General features: G+C 51.1%; 12 protein-coding genes. 9 read left to right on the top strand and 3 right to left on the bottom strand.

The genetic code is table 11. The features are described 5' to 3' along the window. Window positions 1-293: 293 nt before the first annotated feature. The 5 genes from gucD to GC56T3_RS11100 all read left to right on the top strand — a co-directional run bounded on the left by gucD (window position 294) and on the right by GC56T3_RS11100 (window position 6,080). Window positions 294-1,760 (top strand): alpha-ketoglutaric semialdehyde dehydrogenase GucD, encoded by a 1,467-nt coding sequence (gene gucD, locus GC56T3_RS11120; RefSeq protein ID WP_013145616.1) that lies wholly within the window; start codon window positions 294-296, stop codon window positions 1,758-1,760. Window positions 1,761-2,213: 453 nt separating this feature from the next. Further along, a complete protein-coding gene (locus tag GC56T3_RS11115; protein WP_013145615.1) occupies window positions 2,214-3,161 on the top strand; it encodes an ABC transporter permease in 948 nt (315 codons plus the stop codon). Continuing rightward, window positions 3,154-4,104 (top strand): iron chelate uptake ABC transporter family permease subunit, encoded by a 951-nt coding sequence (locus tag GC56T3_RS11110; RefSeq protein ID WP_013145614.1) that lies wholly within the window; start codon window positions 3,154-3,156, stop codon window positions 4,102-4,104. The genes GC56T3_RS11115 and GC56T3_RS11110 overlap by 8 nt, the downstream gene beginning before the upstream one ends. Then, window positions 4,098-4,853: an ABC transporter ATP-binding protein gene (locus GC56T3_RS11105; RefSeq protein WP_013145613.1), complete on the top strand. Its 756-nt coding sequence runs from the start codon at window positions 4,098-4,100 to the stop codon at window positions 4,851-4,853. Before GC56T3_RS11110 ends, GC56T3_RS11105 begins: the two co-directional genes overlap by 7 nt. A gap of 267 nt (window positions 4,854-5,120) precedes the next feature. Continuing rightward, window positions 5,121-6,080 carry a siderophore ABC transporter substrate-binding protein gene (locus GC56T3_RS11100; protein WP_013145612.1) on the top strand — a complete coding sequence of 320 codons (960 nt, stop codon included), beginning with the start codon at window positions 5,121-5,123 and terminating at the stop codon, window positions 6,078-6,080. 38 nt (window positions 6,081-6,118) lie between these two features. Here GC56T3_RS11100 and GC56T3_RS11095 read toward each other — a convergent pair whose 3' ends face one another. Then, on the bottom strand, window positions 6,119-6,847 hold the full coding sequence (locus GC56T3_RS11095) for a hypothetical protein (RefSeq protein WP_013145611.1): 729 nt from the start codon (window positions 6,845-6,847) through the stop codon (window positions 6,119-6,121). 169 nt (window positions 6,848-7,016) lie between these two features. On the opposite strand from GC56T3_RS11095, the gene GC56T3_RS11090 reads away from it, so the two are divergent. Together GC56T3_RS11090 and GC56T3_RS11085 are read left to right on the top strand one after the other, a co-directional pair. Next, window positions 7,017-10,778 (top strand): bifunctional RecB family nuclease/DEAD/DEAH box helicase, encoded by a 3,762-nt coding sequence (locus GC56T3_RS11090; RefSeq protein WP_041468447.1) that lies wholly within the window; start codon window positions 7,017-7,019, stop codon window positions 10,776-10,778. A 342-nt stretch (window positions 10,779-11,120) separates the two neighbouring features. Continuing rightward, a complete protein-coding gene (locus GC56T3_RS11085) occupies window positions 11,121-12,554 on the top strand; it encodes a site-specific DNA-methyltransferase (RefSeq protein WP_013145609.1) in 1,434 nt (477 codons plus the stop codon). Between the two features lie 101 nt (window positions 12,555-12,655). Here the strand turns inward: GC56T3_RS11085 and GC56T3_RS11080 are convergent, their stop codons facing one another. Further along, window positions 12,656-12,967, bottom strand: coding sequence for a hypothetical protein (locus tag GC56T3_RS11080; RefSeq protein ID WP_013145608.1), 312 nt, complete (start codon window positions 12,965-12,967; stop codon window positions 12,656-12,658). A gap of 198 nt (window positions 12,968-13,165) precedes the next feature. Then, a complete protein-coding gene (gene gabP / locus GC56T3_RS11075) occupies window positions 13,166-14,557 on the bottom strand; it encodes a GABA permease (protein ID WP_013145607.1) in 1,392 nt (463 codons plus the stop codon). 227 nt (window positions 14,558-14,784) lie between these two features. Between gabP and GC56T3_RS11070 the strand changes: the two genes are divergently transcribed. Next, a complete protein-coding gene (locus GC56T3_RS11070) occupies window positions 14,785-16,407 on the top strand; it encodes a PucR family transcriptional regulator (protein WP_013145606.1) in 1,623 nt (540 codons plus the stop codon). A 207-nt stretch (window positions 16,408-16,614) separates the two neighbouring features. Next, entirely contained in the window at window positions 16,615-17,967 is a 1,353-nt protein-coding gene (locus tag GC56T3_RS11065; protein WP_013145605.1) for an aspartate aminotransferase family protein, read from the top strand.

Here is a 17,967-nt window from a genome sequence, read left to right as displayed (position 1 = left end):
TCATGCAATGGCTTCGGTGTTTTGTTCATTGTAGCCGCATTCAATCTATATTAGGTTGTAATAAAGGATTTCCGATCTCCATGTCCTATCTTTATCACTTGAAAAGCTGGCACGGTGACAAAAAGAGCGAACAATGCTATGTAAAAAAGTTGCAACTTATATAATTCACAAAATATTTCAACTATATTATAGTAGTGTTATGAACTTGTATTTTTCAGATCATGACCAGGGGCAAACATTTTTTCCAAGATCGTATGCAGCGATCACGTGAATGGAAAGGGGGAGAAGATATTATGAAGATGGGAACAGAAAAACAAACATACTTGAATTACATCAATGGCGAATGGATTCATTCCTCCACTGGAAAAATCGAAGCCAGCCTTAACCCAGCCAACATCGATGATATCGTCGGCTACGTTCAAGAGTCCGGAGTCGAGGATGTGAACGTTGCGGTTGAGGCGGCGCGAAGGGCGCAGGCGGCATGGCGGAAGCTGTCCGGCCCGAAACGCGGAGAGTATTTGTTCCGCGCGGCTGACGTTCTTGAGAAACGGCTTGACGAGATCGCCGAAACGATGACAAGAGAAATGGGAAAAACGCTCCCGGAAGCAAAAGGGGAAGTGCAGCGGGGAGTCAATATTTTGCGCTACTATGCTGGGGAGGGGATGCGGTCCATCGGCGAGGTCATTCCATCCATGGACAGCGAAGCGTTGATGTTTACGACGCGCGTGCCTCTTGGCGTGGTTGGGGTCATCACGCCGTGGAACTTTCCAGTCGCGATTCCGATTTGGAAAATCGCACCCGCCATCGTCTATGGAAACACCGTTGTGTTTAAGCCGGCGCAAGAAACAGCTGTCACCGCCGCGAAAATCGTGGAGTGCTTTGATCAAGCGGGGCTGCCGGCCGGCGTTGTGAATTTGGTGACGGGCAAAGGATCGGTCATCGGCAATGCGATCGCCGAACACCCTCACATTCACGGCATCACCTTCACCGGCTCCAATGAAGTCGGCAAAACGATCGCCCAAAAAGCGGTGGCCCGAGGGGCGAAATACCAGCTGGAAATGGGCGGAAAGAATCCGGTGATCGTGCTCGAGGACGCTGACTTGGACCGCGCCGTCGAAGCAACGATCAGCGGCGGGCTGCGCTCCACCGGGCAAAAATGCACGGCGACAAGCCGCGTGTTCGTCCAGCGCGCCGTCTATGATCAATTTAAGGAAAAATTGTTGGCAAAAGTGAAGCAGCTGAACATCGGCAATGGACTCGAGGACGGCGTTTGGATGGGGCCGTGCGCCAGCCAAAAGCAGCTCGAGACGGTCCTTTCTTATATCCAAAAAGGAATCGAAGAAGGGGCGACGCTCGTTTACGGAGGCCAACGTTTGACGGATGGGGAGCGGGCAAAAGGGTTTTATGTGCAGCCGACCATCTTTGAAAACGTGTCGCCCGACATGACGATCGCTCGCGAGGAAATTTTCGGGCCGGTGTTGGCGTTAATCAAAGTGGATTCGCTGGAAGAAGCGCTTTCTCTCGCCAATGACACACCGTTTGGATTGAGCGCCTCGATTTTCACGCAAAATATCGGCAAGATGCTCGCGTTCATCCAAGACATCGAGGCCGGGCTCGTCCGGATTAATGAAGAAAGCGCAGGAGTCGAACTGCAAGCGCCGTTTGGCGGGATGAAGCAGTCGAGCTCCCACTCGCGTGAGCAAGGGCGGGCAGCCATCGAGTTTTTCACGGCGATTAAAACGGTGTTGGTCAAAGGATAAGAAATGGAGCAAAGTGCGCTGCCGTTTAGGCAGGGCGCTTTTTTTTTAGCGTCAAGCCATTGGTGAAGGCGATTGTCGGCGAGCAAACGGTTTGCTTACAAAAAAATGATGAAAAATATTGACAATGATAATTTTTATCAATTAAAATATGGTATGTGAAAATGATAATCCTTCTCTTTTTAGAGGTTTGGGCGGGAACATGGTTTTCAAAAGAATGGAGTGAGATGTGGTGGCCGCATGCGGACAGAATGGCTTGACTTGAAAAGAACAGCGATTGAGGAGATGCCAGCTATCTTGGCGGTGCTGGTTGCTTCTCAACACAAGCAGAATTTATCTTTTTAATTGGGAAAGATAATCAATATCATAATTGCGCCTGTAAAGCAATTGAGTCTGGACATGGCATCGTCATTCGACTTGTATGATGGGATAGAACGGGAGACAGGATGAGAAAACATGAAAAAATGGATGGTGCTTCTTGTTGTTTTGGCTGCGGCATCATTGTTTGTCGGGGTGCATGATTTATCGCCTCGCGAGCTGTTTGCCGGCGACCGTGAGGCGTGGGAAGTGTTTTTGATCAGTCGCTTGCCGAGGCTCATCAGCATTCTGATCGCCGGGTCAAGCGTGAGCATTTGCGGCTTGATCATGCAGCAGTTGAGCCAAAACCGATTTGTGTCGCCGACGACGGCGGGAACGATGGATTGGGCGCGGCTTGGCCTGTTGGTGTCCATGATTGCATTCGCTGCCGCAGGGCCGCTTGTGAAGGCGGCTATTGCCGTTGTGTTTGCGTTTGCGGGGACGCTGCTGTTTATGACGGTTTTGGATCGTGTGAAGTACAAAGATTCGATCTTTATTCCGCTCATCGGCTTGATGTTTGGCAATATTGTCGGTTCTGTCACGACGTTTTTGGCTTATAAATATGATTTGATTCAATCGATGTCCGCATGGATGCACGGCGATTTTTCCGTTATGATGCAAGGACGCTATGAAATGCTGTATGTGAGCGTTCCGCTCATGGCAATCGCTTATGTATACGCCAATCGGTTTACGATCGCCGGCATGGGGGAGGAGATGGCGACGAACTTAGGGGTTCGCTACCGTTCGATTGTCTACACCGGTCTCCTCATTGTCGCTGTTGTTTCTGCTGTTGAGGTGTTGACGGTTGGGACGCTGCCGTTTTTAGGGCTGATCGTTCCGAACATTGTCACGATGTATTATGGGGATCATTTGCGCAAAGTATTGCCGTTGACAGCCATATTTGGCGCTTTGTTTGTGCTAATTTGCGATGTATTTGGCCGAGTCGCCATTTATCCATACGAAATTCCGATCGGCTTGACGGTTGGAGTAATCGGAAGCGGTGTCTTTTTATATTTGCTCGTAAGGAGAACGAAGCAGTATGTCTAATCGGATGAAAGTGGTTGTGCTCGTGGTATTGGCGCTCGGATTGATCGTGCTGTTTTTGTTTGCACACTTGCGAGGGGATTTTGACTATGTGTTGCGCTCGCGGAGCGAAAAGATTGTCGCGATGGTGCTTGTCGGTTGGGCGGGGGCGGTTTCGACCGTCTTATTTCAGACAATGACCAATAATCGTATTTTAACTCCAAGCATTATTGGGCTTGATTCCGTTTATATGCTTGTACAAACTGCTGTGGTGTTTTTGTTCGGTTCGACTACGTTGACCATGATGGGCAACACCTTGCACTTTCTCTTGTCTGCTGGGTCGATGATCGGTTTTTCAGTTTTATTGTATTCGTTTTTGTTTCACCGTGAAGGGCAAAATTTATATTTCATCTTGCTTGTTGGGATGATTCTCGGTACGTTTTTCCAAAGTTTGACGTCTTTCATGCAATATTTGATTGACCCAAATGAATTTTCCATCATTCAAGATCGAATGTTTGCGAGCATCAACAATATAAAAACAGACTTGCTTTGGCCGGCAGGCCTGCTCATTGCGGCTGCGACATTGTATACATACCGTCATCTTCACGAGTTGGACGTGCTGTCGCTCGGCAAAGATCATGCGATCAATTTAGGCGTGGCGTATGAAACGGTCGTCAAACGGCTTCTGATGATTGTGGCGGTGTTGGTGTCGGTTTCGACCGCGCTTGTTGGTCCCATCATGTTTTTCGGATTGATAGTCGCCAATGTGGCGTATGCGTTTTTTCAAACGTATGAACATCGTTATTTGCTTGCAGGAGCGGCGCTGTTCGGCATCATCGCCCTCGTTGGCGGCCAGCTGGTAGTCGAGCGAGTGTTCACCTTTTCGACGACGTTGTCTGTCATTGTCAACATGGTCGGAGGCGTCTATTTTCTATACCTTTTGTTAAAGGAGCGAAAAGCATGGTAGAGGTGAAACAAGTATTGAAGCGATACGGCGGGAAGACCGTGATTGACCGTGTATCTTTATCTGTTCCGCGCCGCAAGCTCACATCGCTCATTGGCCCGAACGGGGCGGGGAAAAGCACGCTTTTGTCCATGATGAGCCGCTTAATTCCAAAAGATGGCGGGGAAATCTGGATTGAAGGAAAGGAAATTGCTCGTTATCGGACAGAAGAGTTGGCGAAAAAAATTTCCATTTTGAAGCAATCCAACCACATTGCGGCTCGCTTGACGGTACACGAATTGGTGTCGTTCGGTCGCTTTCCGTATTCGCGCGGCCGCTTGACGCTCCAAGATCGCGACTATGTGCGTGAGGCGATCCGCTATATGGAGCTGGAGCCATTGCAAGACCGCTATATGGACGAGTTGAGCGGCGGACAGCGGCAGAGAGCTTATATCGCGATGGTGTTGGCGCAAGATACGGATTATATTTTCTTGGACGAGCCGTTGAACAATTTGGATATGAAACACGCCGTGCAAATGATGAAAGTGTTGCGCAAGCTGGTCGATGAGCTTGGCAAAACGATCGTGATGGTGATGCACGATATTAACTTTGCCTCCTGTTACTCCGATTATATGGTCGCGTTAAAAGATGGAGCGGTCGTCTGTGAAGGGGATGTTTCATCGATCATGAGCGATGAAGTGCTTCGCGGCATTTATGATTTGGATGTGCGCGTGCAGACGATTGAAAATCGGCGCATCTGTGTGTATTTTTAGCAATTTCCCATGAGAAAGCGTCCATCTTGACTAGTGAAAAAGCGGGCTGTGGAAGCCTATGGGCATGCTTGGTGAAGAGCTCCGTCTCGGATTCAAACATGGGACGGGGAGACGCGATCAAAGTCAAGTATATGAAGAAGATTCCAATTAAGCAAAAAATGGTTGAGCCGGCTTTCATGTTGACATCGGCAAGAAAGGGCGCCCCTTGTCGAGTGAATACGAAAGCCGTCAACATATAATTTGAATTTCCAAAGGGGGGTATAGCCAATGAAACAGCGTTGGCTGATGGTAGTGGTTGCTTTGCTTCTCATCGTACTGGCTGCTTGCGGCAATAAGGAGAATACAAGCAACGGAGCAAGTGGGAAGAATGACGAGAAGAAAACGGAACAAGCCGAGGAAATGACGATCAAGCACCAGCTTGGAGAGGCGAAAGTCAAGAAAAATCCAGAGAAAGTGGTTGTCTTTGATTTCGGAGTGCTAGACACCCTTGATAAACTAGGGGTGAAGGTGACAGCTTTGCCGCAGATGAACGTGCCGAAATACTTGGAGAAATATAAAAGCAGCGACTACCAAAACGTCGGCAGCTTGATGGAGCCGGATTTTGAAAAATTGAGCGAAATCAAGCCGGATGTCATTTTTATTTCCGGTCGTCAAGCAAATTTGTATGACAAGTTGAAAGAGATTGGCCCAACCGTGTATATAGGGATTGACACTCAACATTATTGGGATTCATTTACAAACAATATGAAGCTGATCGGGCAAATGTTTGGCAAAGAAAAAGAAGTAGATGAGGAACTGGCCAATATTGAAAAACAAATCGAAGAAGTGAAGACAAAGGCTGCAGACAAAAAAGCGCTGATCATTTTGATGACCGGTGGGAAAGTGAGTGCGTACGGCAAAGGTTCGCGCTTTGGGCTCATCCATGATGTGCTCGGCGTGCCAGCCGCAGACCCGAATTTGAAAGTGACGAATCCTCATGGACAAAGCGTATCATTTGAGTACATTGCCAAGAAAAACCCGGATTACTTGTTTGTCATTGACCGCGACGCCGTTGTAGAAGGAAAGCCGACAGCGAAGCAAACGATTGAAAATGCGCTTGTGAAAAAGACGAAAGCATATCAAAACGGCCACATTGTCTACTTGGATCCAAATTATTGGTATCTCTCAGGCGGCGGATTGACGTCGGTGTCGGAAATGATCAAACAGGTGGAAGAAGGATTGAAATAAAAGGACAGGCGGGCTTAGGCGGCCCGCCTGCTTTATCGTCATAAAATGATATTCTTAATTTTGTAGATTTCCCGTTCGTGTTCGATGACTTTGTTCGAGAGGAAGGTGATGTCAAGTTTGATGTTGTTCAGCTGTTCATTGAATGATTGGGCATGGGAATCGACTTTTTTCTCTAAGGAGTCGAGTCTTTGGTGGATGGAAGAAACTTCACCGTGAAGTTTGTGCACGTCCATCGCGAGGGCGTCGAGTGCGGCGTCGGTTTCATCCTGGCGGTGAAGCAGGGCAGACATCAAGTCATACAGCTCTTTTTGGCCGGCTTTGATATGGGCTTGTTCTTCTTCCAACCGCTTTTGGCCTTCAAGGAGAGCTTGCTGGATGCGTCGGAATTCTTCTTGTTCTTTCCGCATTTCTTGTTGTTCTCTTCGGATCTCCTGTTGCTCTTTCCGCATTTCTTGCTGTTCTCTTCGGATTTCCTGTTGCTCTTTCCGTATTTCTTGCTGTTCTCTTCGGATTTCCTGTTGCTCTTTCCGTATTTCTTGCTGTTCTCTTCGGATTTCCTGTTGCTCTTTCCGTATTTCTTGCTGTTCTCTTCGGATTTCCTGCTGCTCTTTTCGCATTTCTTGTTGTTCTCTTCGGATTTCCTGCTGCTCTTTTCGCATTTCTTGTTGTTCCGCTTCCAGCCGTTTGTGGCTTTCGACGAGGAGATGCAACGTGTTTTCGATGTGACCGAGCCGGTCGAACAGTTGCAAGAGGATCTCTTCGCTCATGTTGGCCCCTCTTTCATCTTAATTTTCTTCATTATAGCACATATGTTCTTGTTAGACAAGCAAGAATGGTGTATATAGGAAAGTGTACAAACATATGATACAATGGATAAACAAACTGACAAATCTCAGTGCGGGCATCGGCCAGTACGTTTTAGAAAGGGATCGATGTATGCTTTACGTTTCTCCTGCCAAAATCGCAAGCTATTTTTATCATGAGTGCGAGCGGAATTTTTATTTTCAGTCGTTGGCGAAAGAACGACGCGGCGAGCTCGATGTGCCGGAAGAGCTGTTTGAGCGGCCCGCGGTGCATCAGGGCGTGCTGCGTCGAGGGGTTGAGTGGGAAGAGGAAGTGATTACGACCTATTTGGCCGGCCAGGTGAAGATGGGAGAGCGGAGGCTTGGTGCGCCGCTTTCTCATTGTTATTTGGATGGGGAAGAGACGATCGAAGAACTTAAAAGGCCGAGCAAGCGCTATTTATACCAGCCGACATTGATCGCGCCGCCGCGCTTTTACGAACGGTACGGGTTGGATCTGAAAGTGATCCGATTTGCGGCGTGCCGTCCGGATTTGATTGAGTGCATTCCGGGGCAAAACGGCTTTGTGTTCCGCATCATCGACATCAAATCATCAGATGTGTTAAAGATTTCCCACCGCGTGCAAACGGCGTTGTACGCCTTGATTTTGTCTTCCGTTTTAGAGGAGTACGGCATTAGGGGCAATGTGGATTTGCGCGAAGCGGGGATATGGACGTACAAAACCGAGCAGCCGCAAGCAGCCGATATCAGTCAGTTGCTTCCGTTTCTTGAACCGTTTTTGACCGACGAACTGCCGGCACTGGCCGAAAAGCAACTTGATGAGCTGTTTTGGTACTTGGATTACCGTTGCGAATGGTGCCCGTTTTACGATTATTGTTTAGACAAAGCGCGGGAACAGTCGCATATTTCCCTCGTTCCGTACTTATCGAGCCATGCGTCCCGCTTTATTCGCGAGCGGCAACTGCCTGAGACGATCGACGAGTTTCGCCAACTTCTTGGGCGTAAAGAAACGAGACACGTCCTGAAACAAAACGCTGGATTGGCGCGCCAACTTCGGCGGCTTGAAGCGCAGCTTGAGGCGATTGCGGAGGAAAAAGTCGTTCCGTATGACCGGGCGGTGACGCATATGCCGATATGGGAAGACATCCGTCTGATTCTCACCGCGCAACGCGATCCGTTGACGGGCAAGATCGCGGCGGCATCGTTGTACCGTGTTGGTGGAACAGATGTGTTTGGAACAGGGTCGGAAATGCATCATGTTATCGCCGGTTCGTTTGAGGAATGCGACGCGGTCGGCCGAAAGTTTGCCGATGCGCTGGACCGCCTGCTTCAGACGGTGCACGATTACAACCGAGCGCGAGAGTGGCGGGCGCAAAAGTCCGTGCAGGCGTATGTCGCCGACAACTATGAATGGGACAATGTGCAGCAGCTGCTTCAAGAGCTTTTGTTGGATCCAGAATATAACGAAAAAGCCGTTCGGCTGCTGTCGTATTTTCATAGCAGCGTGTTAGCGAGCGCCAGCGATCATCCAGATGAAATCGTTCCGCTTCCTGTCGTTGTTCTGACAACGGCCGTGAGCCAGCTGTTCGCCTTGCCGACGCATGTTGCGTACCGTCTTGAAGACTTGTCGCGGTATATTGCGGCCTACCATGATTCGCCGTTTCTGTACTCGGCGAGCGAGCGCTTTTCGTTCCGCTTGACAAACGCCATGAAACTGGATGTGCTGCATGATGCCTGGCAAACAGGGGACATGGAAAAACGACAAGCGGTCGAGAAGGAGCTGAGCCGCCGCCTTTGGGCCGCTCACAGCATCATTCAAGGCATCCGTGCGTGGGCCGAGAGCGTCCATCCTTCACCGCTTATGATCTGGCCGGAAAAATTTGCGTTTCCTCATTCGGCTGATTACCGTGATCCGCTTGTGTCCAAGTTGGCGTTTATGACGCGCTACGAGGCGCTATTAAACTACTTGGATATTCGCCAAAGCCGCCTGCTCCCGCTTTCGGAGCGGCTTGAGAACGGAGTGACGCTTCATGTCACGTACCTTGGCGGCGATCGGTTCCGATTGAACAACCGCCAGGCGCTTGAAACGATCGATCAAAAGGCGAGCTGGCTGCTCACCGAGTGCAATGAGGAAGGGGAAAAGGCGCAACAGACGTTTCCTGATCACAAGTACGCCAGTGAATGGAAGCCACCCCAATGGGCCAATGTCTATTTTGTCCGCATTCGCGCCATCGAAGATGATGGCAAGACAGCTGAACTCAAGCTCGAGTTGCCCAAATGGTTCGATCGGTTCCCGCTTGTGGAAGGAGAGGAGTATTGGCTGTCGATCCGGCATGCCGATTTTACCACCCAGCGCGTCTTGCAGGCGTTGCAACAGTTGGACGAGGACAATCATCGCATCTTGGACTTGATTCGCGATCCGATTCGCTATCGGAAAACGTTTCGTCCCAACTGGGATGCAGAGGAAGTCAAGGCGCTTCTCCGCCGAAGCGGGTTGACAAAAAGCCAGCGTCAGGCGTTTCTCCACTTTCTCCGCCATACGTTGACGCTCGTCTGGGGGCCGCCTGGCACCGGGAAAACGCATTTTATTGCCGTTGCTCTTCGGTTGCTGATGGAAATGTATGAAAAACGGGGGCGAAGGCTTGCCATTCTTGTTTCGGGTTTCACCCATGCGGCGATCGAAAACGTTCTGCGCAAAATTCAGGAGCTTGCGCCGCGGCGCAGCGTCCATATCGCGAAACTTGGTGAGATTCAGACGGAAAACGCCAAAGGAATCGCCGAGGTGGCGGACCGTGACCTTCCCCGATGGCTGGGCAACGGCGGGCATCGGGTGCTTGGCGCCACGCTGTACGGCATTCAAAGGGCGTATGAAAAGGGCTATCTAGAAGAGTTTGACGTCGTCATTCTGGATGAGGCGTCGCAAATCCGCGTGGCCGATTCACTGTTGGCGTTGCGCCATGTCAAAAAAGCAGGCAGGCTGCTTATCGTCGGCGACCATTTCCAGCTGCCGCCAATCATTCAAGGGGCGTATGCGGCCGCGGAAGGGGAGCCGCACCTGTTTGACTCGATTTTCCGCCTGCTGTTTGACGCGGATGTGGAGAAGCGGTATACCCGCCAACTGACGGACAATTTCCGCATGAATGAGGCGCTTTGCCGCTACCCGGCCGAGCGGATCTACGGCCCTCAGTACACGGCGTTCACCCGCCAAATTGCCGAGCAAACGTTGGCGCTCGCCCCCGCGCCGCGAGCCGATGAGTGGATCGAAGCGGCGCTTGATCCCGACTATCCGCTTATCGTCTTCGTTTACGACGGCGTGCACGGCACGCAAGAAAACGAGACGGAAGCGCGCTGGGTGGCGGGCATCACAAAAGCGCTTCGGGAGCGGCTCCTTGATGGCGGCGGAAACCGGTATGCCGCCACACAAGACGGCGATCAAGCATTTTGGCGCCGCGGGCTGTTTATCATCGCGCCGCATCGGGCGCAAAACCGCGCCATTCGCCGCGCGCTTGAACGCGAGGGGCTGCGCCCGCCGTTTTTCGTCGATACGGTCGATAAAATGCAAGGACAGGAAGCGGAAGCCGTGATTATCAGCTACGGCGTCGCCGATCCGGAACTGGCCATGACGGAAGGGGAGTTCATCTACAGTTTGAACCGCCTCAACGTTTCGCTCACGCGGGCGCGGAAAAAGGCGATCCTCTTCCTCTCGCGCCAACTCATGTCGCCGTCGCTTCAGGTGATCAGCAACGAGGAATACCGCGAAGGAGTCAACTTTATGCTTGGGCTTGAGCAGTACGCTTTACGGCACGGGGAAGCCCAAACGTTTACGGTCGACGGCGCCGCGCTGCAAATGTACCGGGTCAGTCGTCCGAAGATGGAAAACATGGACACTCTATGAAGCTGCTGAGTTTGACAGGAAAAAAGGATGAATCAAGGCGCTGTTCAACTTGAGAAATTCTTTGATGCATCCGAGAATCCCCATTTTCTTGCTCAAAAACCGCATAAACAGTCGCCATCCGCCATGCCGCCTTCTCCGTTTGTTGGCTCGTTTTGTTTTCTGTGCCGGAGGAGGGAGGGCATGGCGATTTTTTTGGACGGAATGGGTATTGATGTGCGAACGGTGAATAGTTGATAAGAAATTTAAGGAAGGAAACCGCCGAGCCATGGAGAAATAATGGAAATAAGATTTGTCGATAAGAAGCACTGTGCTAGGAATACGCGACAAGAGAGGGGGCGTGCCATGGCAAATGCCGGCGGGAGAAGATCGGTGTCGGATGCAAGGCTTGAGGTGATCAAAAAGCTCTTTCCGGAAGCGGTTGTGGATGGGGGCATCGATTGGGAGTGGCTGAAGAGGGTGTTTGGCGGTCACAAACGGCAGGAAGCATATGAGTTCATGTGGCCGGGGAAGGCAGAGGCGAGGCGGCTCGCTGAAACGCCTGCGTCCGGAGTATTGCGGCCGGATCAGGCAGCGAGCAAGCAGTGGGAGACAACAAACAATTGGTATATTGAAGGGGACAATTTAGAAGTATTAAAACTGCTGCGGACGTCGCATGCAGGGGCTATCCAAATGATTTACATCGACCCGCCGTACAATACAGGAAAAGTGCTCACGTATAAAGACAATTGGCGCAAGGGGAAAGCCGTTGTTTCTAGCGGGATCCAGGAAGAAGCGTGCGGCCATGCCGGCTGGCTGAATATGATGTACCCGCGCCTTTGGGTGGCGAGAACGCTGTTGGCGGAGACAGGGGCGATGTTTATTTCTATTGATGATACAGAGCAGGCGAATTTGAAAAAAATGTGCGATGAAATTTTTGGCGAGCGGAATTTTATCGCCACGTTCATTTGGCAGCGGGCGTTTTCCCCTGTGAACATGAACAAGTTTGCCTCGCGCAACCATGACTTCATCCTCTGTTACGCGAAAAATATCGACCGTTTAGCTTGGTACGGCTTGCCGCGCCATCCGGAAGCGGACGGGCGGTATGCCAATCCGGACAACGACCCGCGCGGGCCGTGGACGTCAGGAGATTTGTCGGTCGGTCCGCCGATTCCGGAAAAAATTTATGACATCGTGACCCCGGGTGGCCGGGTCGTTTCCCCGCCGAACGGGTATTGCTGGCGGGTGACGAAGGAGCGCTTCGCCGAGCTGGCGGCGGATAACCGCATTTGGTTTGGCAAAGACGGAAACGGGGTGCCGCGCCTGAAGCGGTTTTTAAGCGAAGTGAAGTCGACGGTGACGCCGCTTACGATTTGGACGCATGACGAGGTGTCCCATTCGCAGGAGGCGAAAAAGGAGCTGAAGGAGCTGTTCGGCGGGCTGGCGGTGATGGATTACCCGAAGCCGGTGAAGCTCATTCAGCGCATGGTGGCGCTGACTACGAGAGATGACGACCTCATCCTCGACTTTTTTTCCGGCTCGGCGACAACGGCCCATGCGGTAATGCAGCAAAACGCTGAAGACGGCGGTCGGCGGTCGTTTCTCATGGTGCAGCTTCCCGAGCCGCTTGCGGAAACGTCAGCGGCGTATCGGGCGGGGTTTCGGACGATTTGTGACATCGGCCGCGAGCGCATTCGCCGCGCAGGAGAAAAAATCGTCCGTGAAAGCGGGAACACGAAGCTTGATATTGGCTTTCGCGCATTTCGGCTCGAAAAGAAATCAAAACAGCCCGCTCGCTAGGCGGACGGGCTGTTTCCCGATTCGGCTGATGAAAAGCGCTTTATAAAGCAGGCGTTGCGTCTATGTTCCGAGTCCTTGGTGTCCGTCGTTTCAGGCGCTTTTTACAACGACGCTGCAGCCCAACTGTGGTCGACAAAGACGTCGTACTCCGCAGCAATCGTTTCTTTGAGCTCCGCCAAGGACGGAATGCCGCCGGCGAAGGTGTACGTGTCAAGGCGAATGAGCGAATACTCGTCGCCGGGGTCAAATACGATGGTGACGACTTCTTCCGTTCCGGCGTCCACTTGCCGGATGGTGTCGCCGTCTTCCGGCTCAACGAGTACGTTTTGGTATGTTTCGCGAATCACGTAGTAGCCTTCCTGCAATTGTTCAGTGAATAGATGTTCGATGTCCGTCAGTTCGTGGACGATCATGTTTAGTCCTCCTAGTTTGTGAAATTATTCTCAATGCAAGTATACAACGGAATGGCAGCTAATGTAATAGGAGCTGACGGAAGTTTAAAAAGTTGTCATTTTTACATGACGGCGCGATTTGGACGAGAGGGGCGGAAAAGATCTGTTCCACACAAAACGAACGCCCGTGTCGACGGGCGCCCGTTCATGTGATAGGGATCAATCTTTCGCTGTTGTGGATGCCGCCGGCTGGTAGTTTGGATTGAGGCGGCGCCGGGCGAAGACGAAGTAGCAAACGATGACGACGGCAGTGATGAGCAACGTCAGCAACAACTGTGAAACCATTGAGCGGATGAACAACATCGAGGCGAGAATGACGAGCAAAACGAGAATCGTAAAATAGGTCAAGTACGGAAACAACCACATTTTGATTTTTAAGGCGGCGCCGTTTTCCCGCTCGAGTTTTTGCCGCATGCGCAACTGCGAGACGGCAATGGCTAAATAGACGAGCAGTGCGATCGCTCCGGAAGAGTTGACGAGAAAGAGAAACACTTTGTCCGGAGAGACATAGTTCATGATGACGGCGATATAGGCGAACAACGTGCTGGCGATGACCGCTCGAACTGGGACGCCGTTTTTACTTAGTTTTAAAAATAGTTGCGGTGCTTCTCCTTTTTGAGCTAAAGAGTACAGCATGCGCGATGTCGTGTACAGCCCCGAATTGAGGCAGGACAAAACGGCGGTCAATACGATAAAGTTCATGATTTGCGCGGCCGCAGGGACGCCGACGTGTTCGAGCACGGCGACAAACGGACTTTTCAACACGCTCGCCGAGTTCCAAGGGAGCAATGTGACGACAACGGCGATGGAGCCGATGTAAAACACTAAAATCCGCCATGTGACCGATTTAGTGGCCTTCGACACGGCTTCTTGCGGTTCGGCTGATTCTCCGGCGGCAATCGTCACGATTTCCGTCCCGAAGAACGAGAAAATGACGATGACAATGCCGACAAGGATGGAACCGATCCCATGCGGCATCAATCCGCCATGGCCGGTCAAATTTTTCAAGCCGACCGGATCGCTGCCCGGGGCAAGGCCGAAAATGAACGCTAAGCCAATAATGAGAAAAAGAACGATGCTCGCTACTTTGATGAAGGCGAACCAATATTCAAACTCCCCGTAGGATTTTACTGACCAAATATTTGTAAGTGTCATCAAAATGGTCAGAACAAGGCTGAGCAGCCATAACGGCACGTCAGGAAACCAATATTGGATGATCGTTGCTCCCGCATTGGCTTCAATGGCAACGACAATCACCCAGAAAAACCAGTAAAGCCATCCGACCGTAAATCCTGCCCATGGGCCGATGGCTTCATGTGCGTAGGCGGCAAATGATCCACTCGTCGGGCGAGCCGCGGCCATCTCCCCGAGCATCCGCATAACGAGAACGACTAAGACACCCGCTAAGGCATACGAAAACACAGCTCCCGGCCCTGTTGAATGGATGACAGCCCCGCTTCCGACAAACAATCCGGCGCCGATGACCCCAGCGATGGCAATCATAGCCATATGGCGCTCTTTCAATCCTTTTTGCAGACCGGAATGATTCATCCCTATTCCCCTCTCGAAAAGAGTTTAAATTTATTAAATAATCTGACTGCATGATTGTTTTTAGTGTATATGGAAAAATCCACTCTACACATTAGACAAAATGCCAACTAAAAATAGAGTTCCATTGGACAATTTGTCAATAGGCGTCTCGGCTATAGAAGGGGTTTAGTTATAAAGTTTCGAATATTTATGATAATAAAGACAAAGCAAGAGGGGGAGAGGCAAGGATGGAATGCAGCTTTCCTCTTACGGTCGCTGACGTTTTAAGGAGAAAACATTTTGAAAACGCGGTCGTTGTCGCCGGAAAAAAAGGATTGTCAAGAACAGTCAAATGGGTGCATGTCGTCGAGGTGACGAAAATTAACAACTTGTTGCGCGGCAAAGAGTTGATTTTATCCACTGGAGTCGGATGGCGGGAAGATGTTTCGCTGTTTTTATCGCTGCTTCGGCAACTGATTGAGTGTGATGCCTCTGGACTATGCATTGAGCTGGGGACATATACTTCCTCTATTCCAGAAGAGGCCGTTGAGCTGGCTAACCAGCACCATTTCCCGCTCATTGTTTTTCTTGAAGAAGTCCCGTTCGTTGAAATCACCCATGACATCCATACGCATTTGATCAACCAACAGTATCAAATGATTTCCCAGCTTGAATCGTATTCCCAAGAGTTGAACAAAAAGCTGTTGACCGTTCATGACCATCAGGAGATTTTAACGTGTTTGCATGATTGTTTAGGTCATCAAGTGGCTTTTAAAATGCAGGGCGGGGATGTGGAGTACATTCCATGTCGGCCGAGGCAGAAACGCGAGGCCAGCATCTATTTGGGGAACAGCGGCTGGCCCGTAGATGCGATCGTCAAGCCGATTTCTTTGTTCGGCGCCGAGTATGCGGAGCTGGCCCTTCTCCCTGACGGCCGCGATGTCAATGAGTTTGACCTTCTCATTTTGGACCGCACCGCGACTGCTTTGGCGCAACACTTATTGCGGAACCTTTATGCCGAGGAGAAACGGCGCACGGAAGAAAACGAGTGGCTGAAAGGATGGCTTGAAGGAGAATACTCAGACCAAGAGATTTCCTCCTTTTTATTGGATCATCATCCCTCCCTTGACAGCCATCGGGGAGTTGTGTGGGTTTGCAAGGTGGAAAGGGCTCATCAAAAAGGAAATTTTGATTCGACATATTTCAAGCTTTTATGCCGTTCGCTATTTGAGCAGTGCGGGTTTTTCTTGTTTTCTGTGGAGATAGGCCGGCAACTGGCGTTTATCGCCCTTGATTGGCGGGGTGAGTCCACGTGGAAAAAGCGGGTCGAAGATGGAATTGAATCCATTATGGCGTCAGATTTTGTACGGACGCGTCTTTCCTCCTTGTCCATGGGCGTTGGAACGTTTGTCAACTCTCTTTCTGCCATGAATCAAAGCTATCGAGCCGCGCTGGAGGCGCTGAAAATTCGAAACCGGTTGAAAGATCAAGCGGTCAGTCCATTTTACGATGATTTGCATTTGTACCGGATGATCATGGTTCTGGATAAATATAGCAATCTGCGCGAAACGGTCTGCCAATATTTAGGGCCGATTATCGAGTACGACAGGAAGTACAACGGGAAGCTGTTAGAAACGCTCAAGGTGTACTTGCAGTGCAACGGCTCGAAACAAGAGACAGCGAAACGGCTGTTTATCGTCCGGCAAACGTTGTATCACCGCATAGAGAAGTTAGAAAGCTTCCTTGGGCCAGATTTCATGGTGGCCGATAAACGACTGGCCATTGAGCTGATGATCAAAGCGTACGACTACTTGATGGATGCGGGCGGGATTTCATACGGACAGCGGAATGCGCAGCGTTGGGCCGATTGAGGGTGATCGGACAAGACGCCGGATTCGTGAAAAAGCTTTTCGCTTAAAAATATTCTGCGGTCGCGGTTGGGAGTGAACGCAGTGGTCAAACTGTGGAACAAATGTGTTCACCGTTTTGACACTCTGTCTAATGAATAGCGACAGAAGTTGAGTGATAATGTCTCTAGCATGACTCGATTTCAATTATGGAAGGGAGCAAGAGGTGAGATGAAAACTGAACAAACCCACCAACTGTGGCTCGACAAAGATGACCGATATATCTGGCATTCGATGAAGCCATATAACCCACAAGCAACGCTGATTGCCGCCGAAGCGAAAGGCTGCTGGGTGACGGATGCAGCTGGCCATCAGTATTTGGATGCGATGGCCGGGCTCTGGTGCGTCAACGTCGGCTATGGGCGCGAGGAGCTTGCCGAAGCGGCGTATGAGCAGCTGAAGACGCTGGCGTATTTCCCGCTCACGCAAAGCCATCGTCCGGCGATCGAGCTCGGGGAAAAACTCAACGAACTGTTAGGCGATGAGTATATGATTTTCTTTTCCAACAGCGGGTCGGAAGCAAACGAAACGGCGTTTAAAATCGCCCGCCAATACCATCAGCAACGCGGGGAGCATCACCGGTACAAAATCATTTCCCGCTACCGGGCGTACCACGGCAACTCGATGGGGGCGCTCTCAGCCACCGGGCAGGCGCAGCGGAAATACAAATACGAGCCGCTCGCCCCAGGTTTCATCCACGTGCCGCCGCCGGATGTATACCGCGACCCGGATGCGGCGGACGATCCGCGTCGACTGCGGGCGGTAAAGGCCATTGATGATGTCATGACGTGGGAGTTGAGCGAAACGATTGCGGCCGTCATTATGGAGCCGATCATCACCGGGGGCGGTGTGCTCATTCCTCCGGACGGGTATATGAAAGCGGTCAAAGAAGTGTGTGAAAAACACGGGGCTTTGCTTATTGTCGATGAAGTCATCTGCGGCTTCGGCCGGACGGGAAAAGCGTTCGGATTTCAACACTACGGCGTCAAGCCGGACATCATCACAATGGCGAAAGGCATTACGAGCGCGTATTTGCCGTTGGCGGCCACCGCTGTTCGCAAGGATATTTATGACGCGTTCAAAGGAACAGGCGAATACGACTATTTCCGCCATGTCAATACATTTGGCGGCCACCCGGCTGCTTGTGCGGTGGCGCTGAAAAACATCGAGATTATGGAGGAAGAGCGGCTGTTTGACCGCTCGCGCGAGGCAGGGGAATGGCTGCTTGATGAGCTAAAAACGAACTTGGCCGACCACCCGTATGTCGGCGATGTGCGCGGCAAAGGGCTGCTTGTGGGCATTGAGCTTGTTGCTGACAAGGCGACGAAAGAGCCTCTTGATGTGTCGCTTGTCAATCAAGTGATCCATCGATGCAAAGAAAACGGCCTCATCATCGGCAAAAACGGAACGACAGTCGCCGGATACAACAACGTACTCACGCTGTCGCCGCCGCTTTGCATCACGGATGATGAACTTTCGTTTGTGGTGCGTGTCTTGACCGGGGCGCTAGCGGCCATTCAATAA

Origin of the sequence: Geobacillus sp. C56-T3 (genome assembly GCF_000092445.1) — a bacterium.
Lineage (GTDB): Bacteria > Bacillota > Bacilli > Bacillales > Anoxybacillaceae > Geobacillus > Geobacillus thermoleovorans.
Note: the sequence above shows the minus strand (reverse complement) of the source record. Positions and strands in the feature narration are given on the sequence as shown.

What these genes read in the sequence shown, in the direction of transcription:
- gucD (WP_013145616.1), top strand. Translation starts at nt 294, where the DNA reads ATGAAGATGGGAACAGAAAAACAAACATACTTGAATTACATCAATGGC.
- GC56T3_RS11115 (WP_013145615.1), top strand. Translation starts at nt 2,214, where the DNA reads ATGAAAAAATGGATGGTGCTTCTTGTTGTTTTGGCTGCGGCATCATTG.
- GC56T3_RS11110 (WP_013145614.1), top strand. Translation starts at nt 3,154, where the DNA reads ATGTCTAATCGGATGAAAGTGGTTGTGCTCGTGGTATTGGCGCTCGGA.
- GC56T3_RS11105 (WP_013145613.1), top strand. Translation starts at nt 4,098, where the DNA reads ATGGTAGAGGTGAAACAAGTATTGAAGCGATACGGCGGGAAGACCGTG.
- GC56T3_RS11100 (WP_013145612.1), top strand. Translation starts at nt 5,121, where the DNA reads ATGAAACAGCGTTGGCTGATGGTAGTGGTTGCTTTGCTTCTCATCGTA.
- GC56T3_RS11095 (WP_013145611.1), bottom strand. Translation starts at nt 6,847, where the DNA reads ATGAGCGAAGAGATCCTCTTGCAACTGTTCGACCGGCTCGGTCACATC.
- GC56T3_RS11090 (WP_041468447.1), top strand. Translation starts at nt 7,017, where the DNA reads ATGCTTTACGTTTCTCCTGCCAAAATCGCAAGCTATTTTTATCATGAG.
- GC56T3_RS11085 (WP_013145609.1), top strand. Translation starts at nt 11,121, where the DNA reads ATGGCAAATGCCGGCGGGAGAAGATCGGTGTCGGATGCAAGGCTTGAG.
- GC56T3_RS11080 (WP_013145608.1), bottom strand. Translation starts at nt 12,967, where the DNA reads ATGATCGTCCACGAACTGACGGACATCGAACATCTATTCACTGAACAA.
- gabP (WP_013145607.1), bottom strand. Translation starts at nt 14,557, where the DNA reads ATGAATCATTCCGGTCTGCAAAAAGGATTGAAAGAGCGCCATATGGCT.
- GC56T3_RS11070 (WP_013145606.1), top strand. Translation starts at nt 14,785, where the DNA reads ATGGAATGCAGCTTTCCTCTTACGGTCGCTGACGTTTTAAGGAGAAAA.
- GC56T3_RS11065 (WP_013145605.1), top strand. Translation starts at nt 16,615, where the DNA reads ATGAAAACTGAACAAACCCACCAACTGTGGCTCGACAAAGATGACCGA.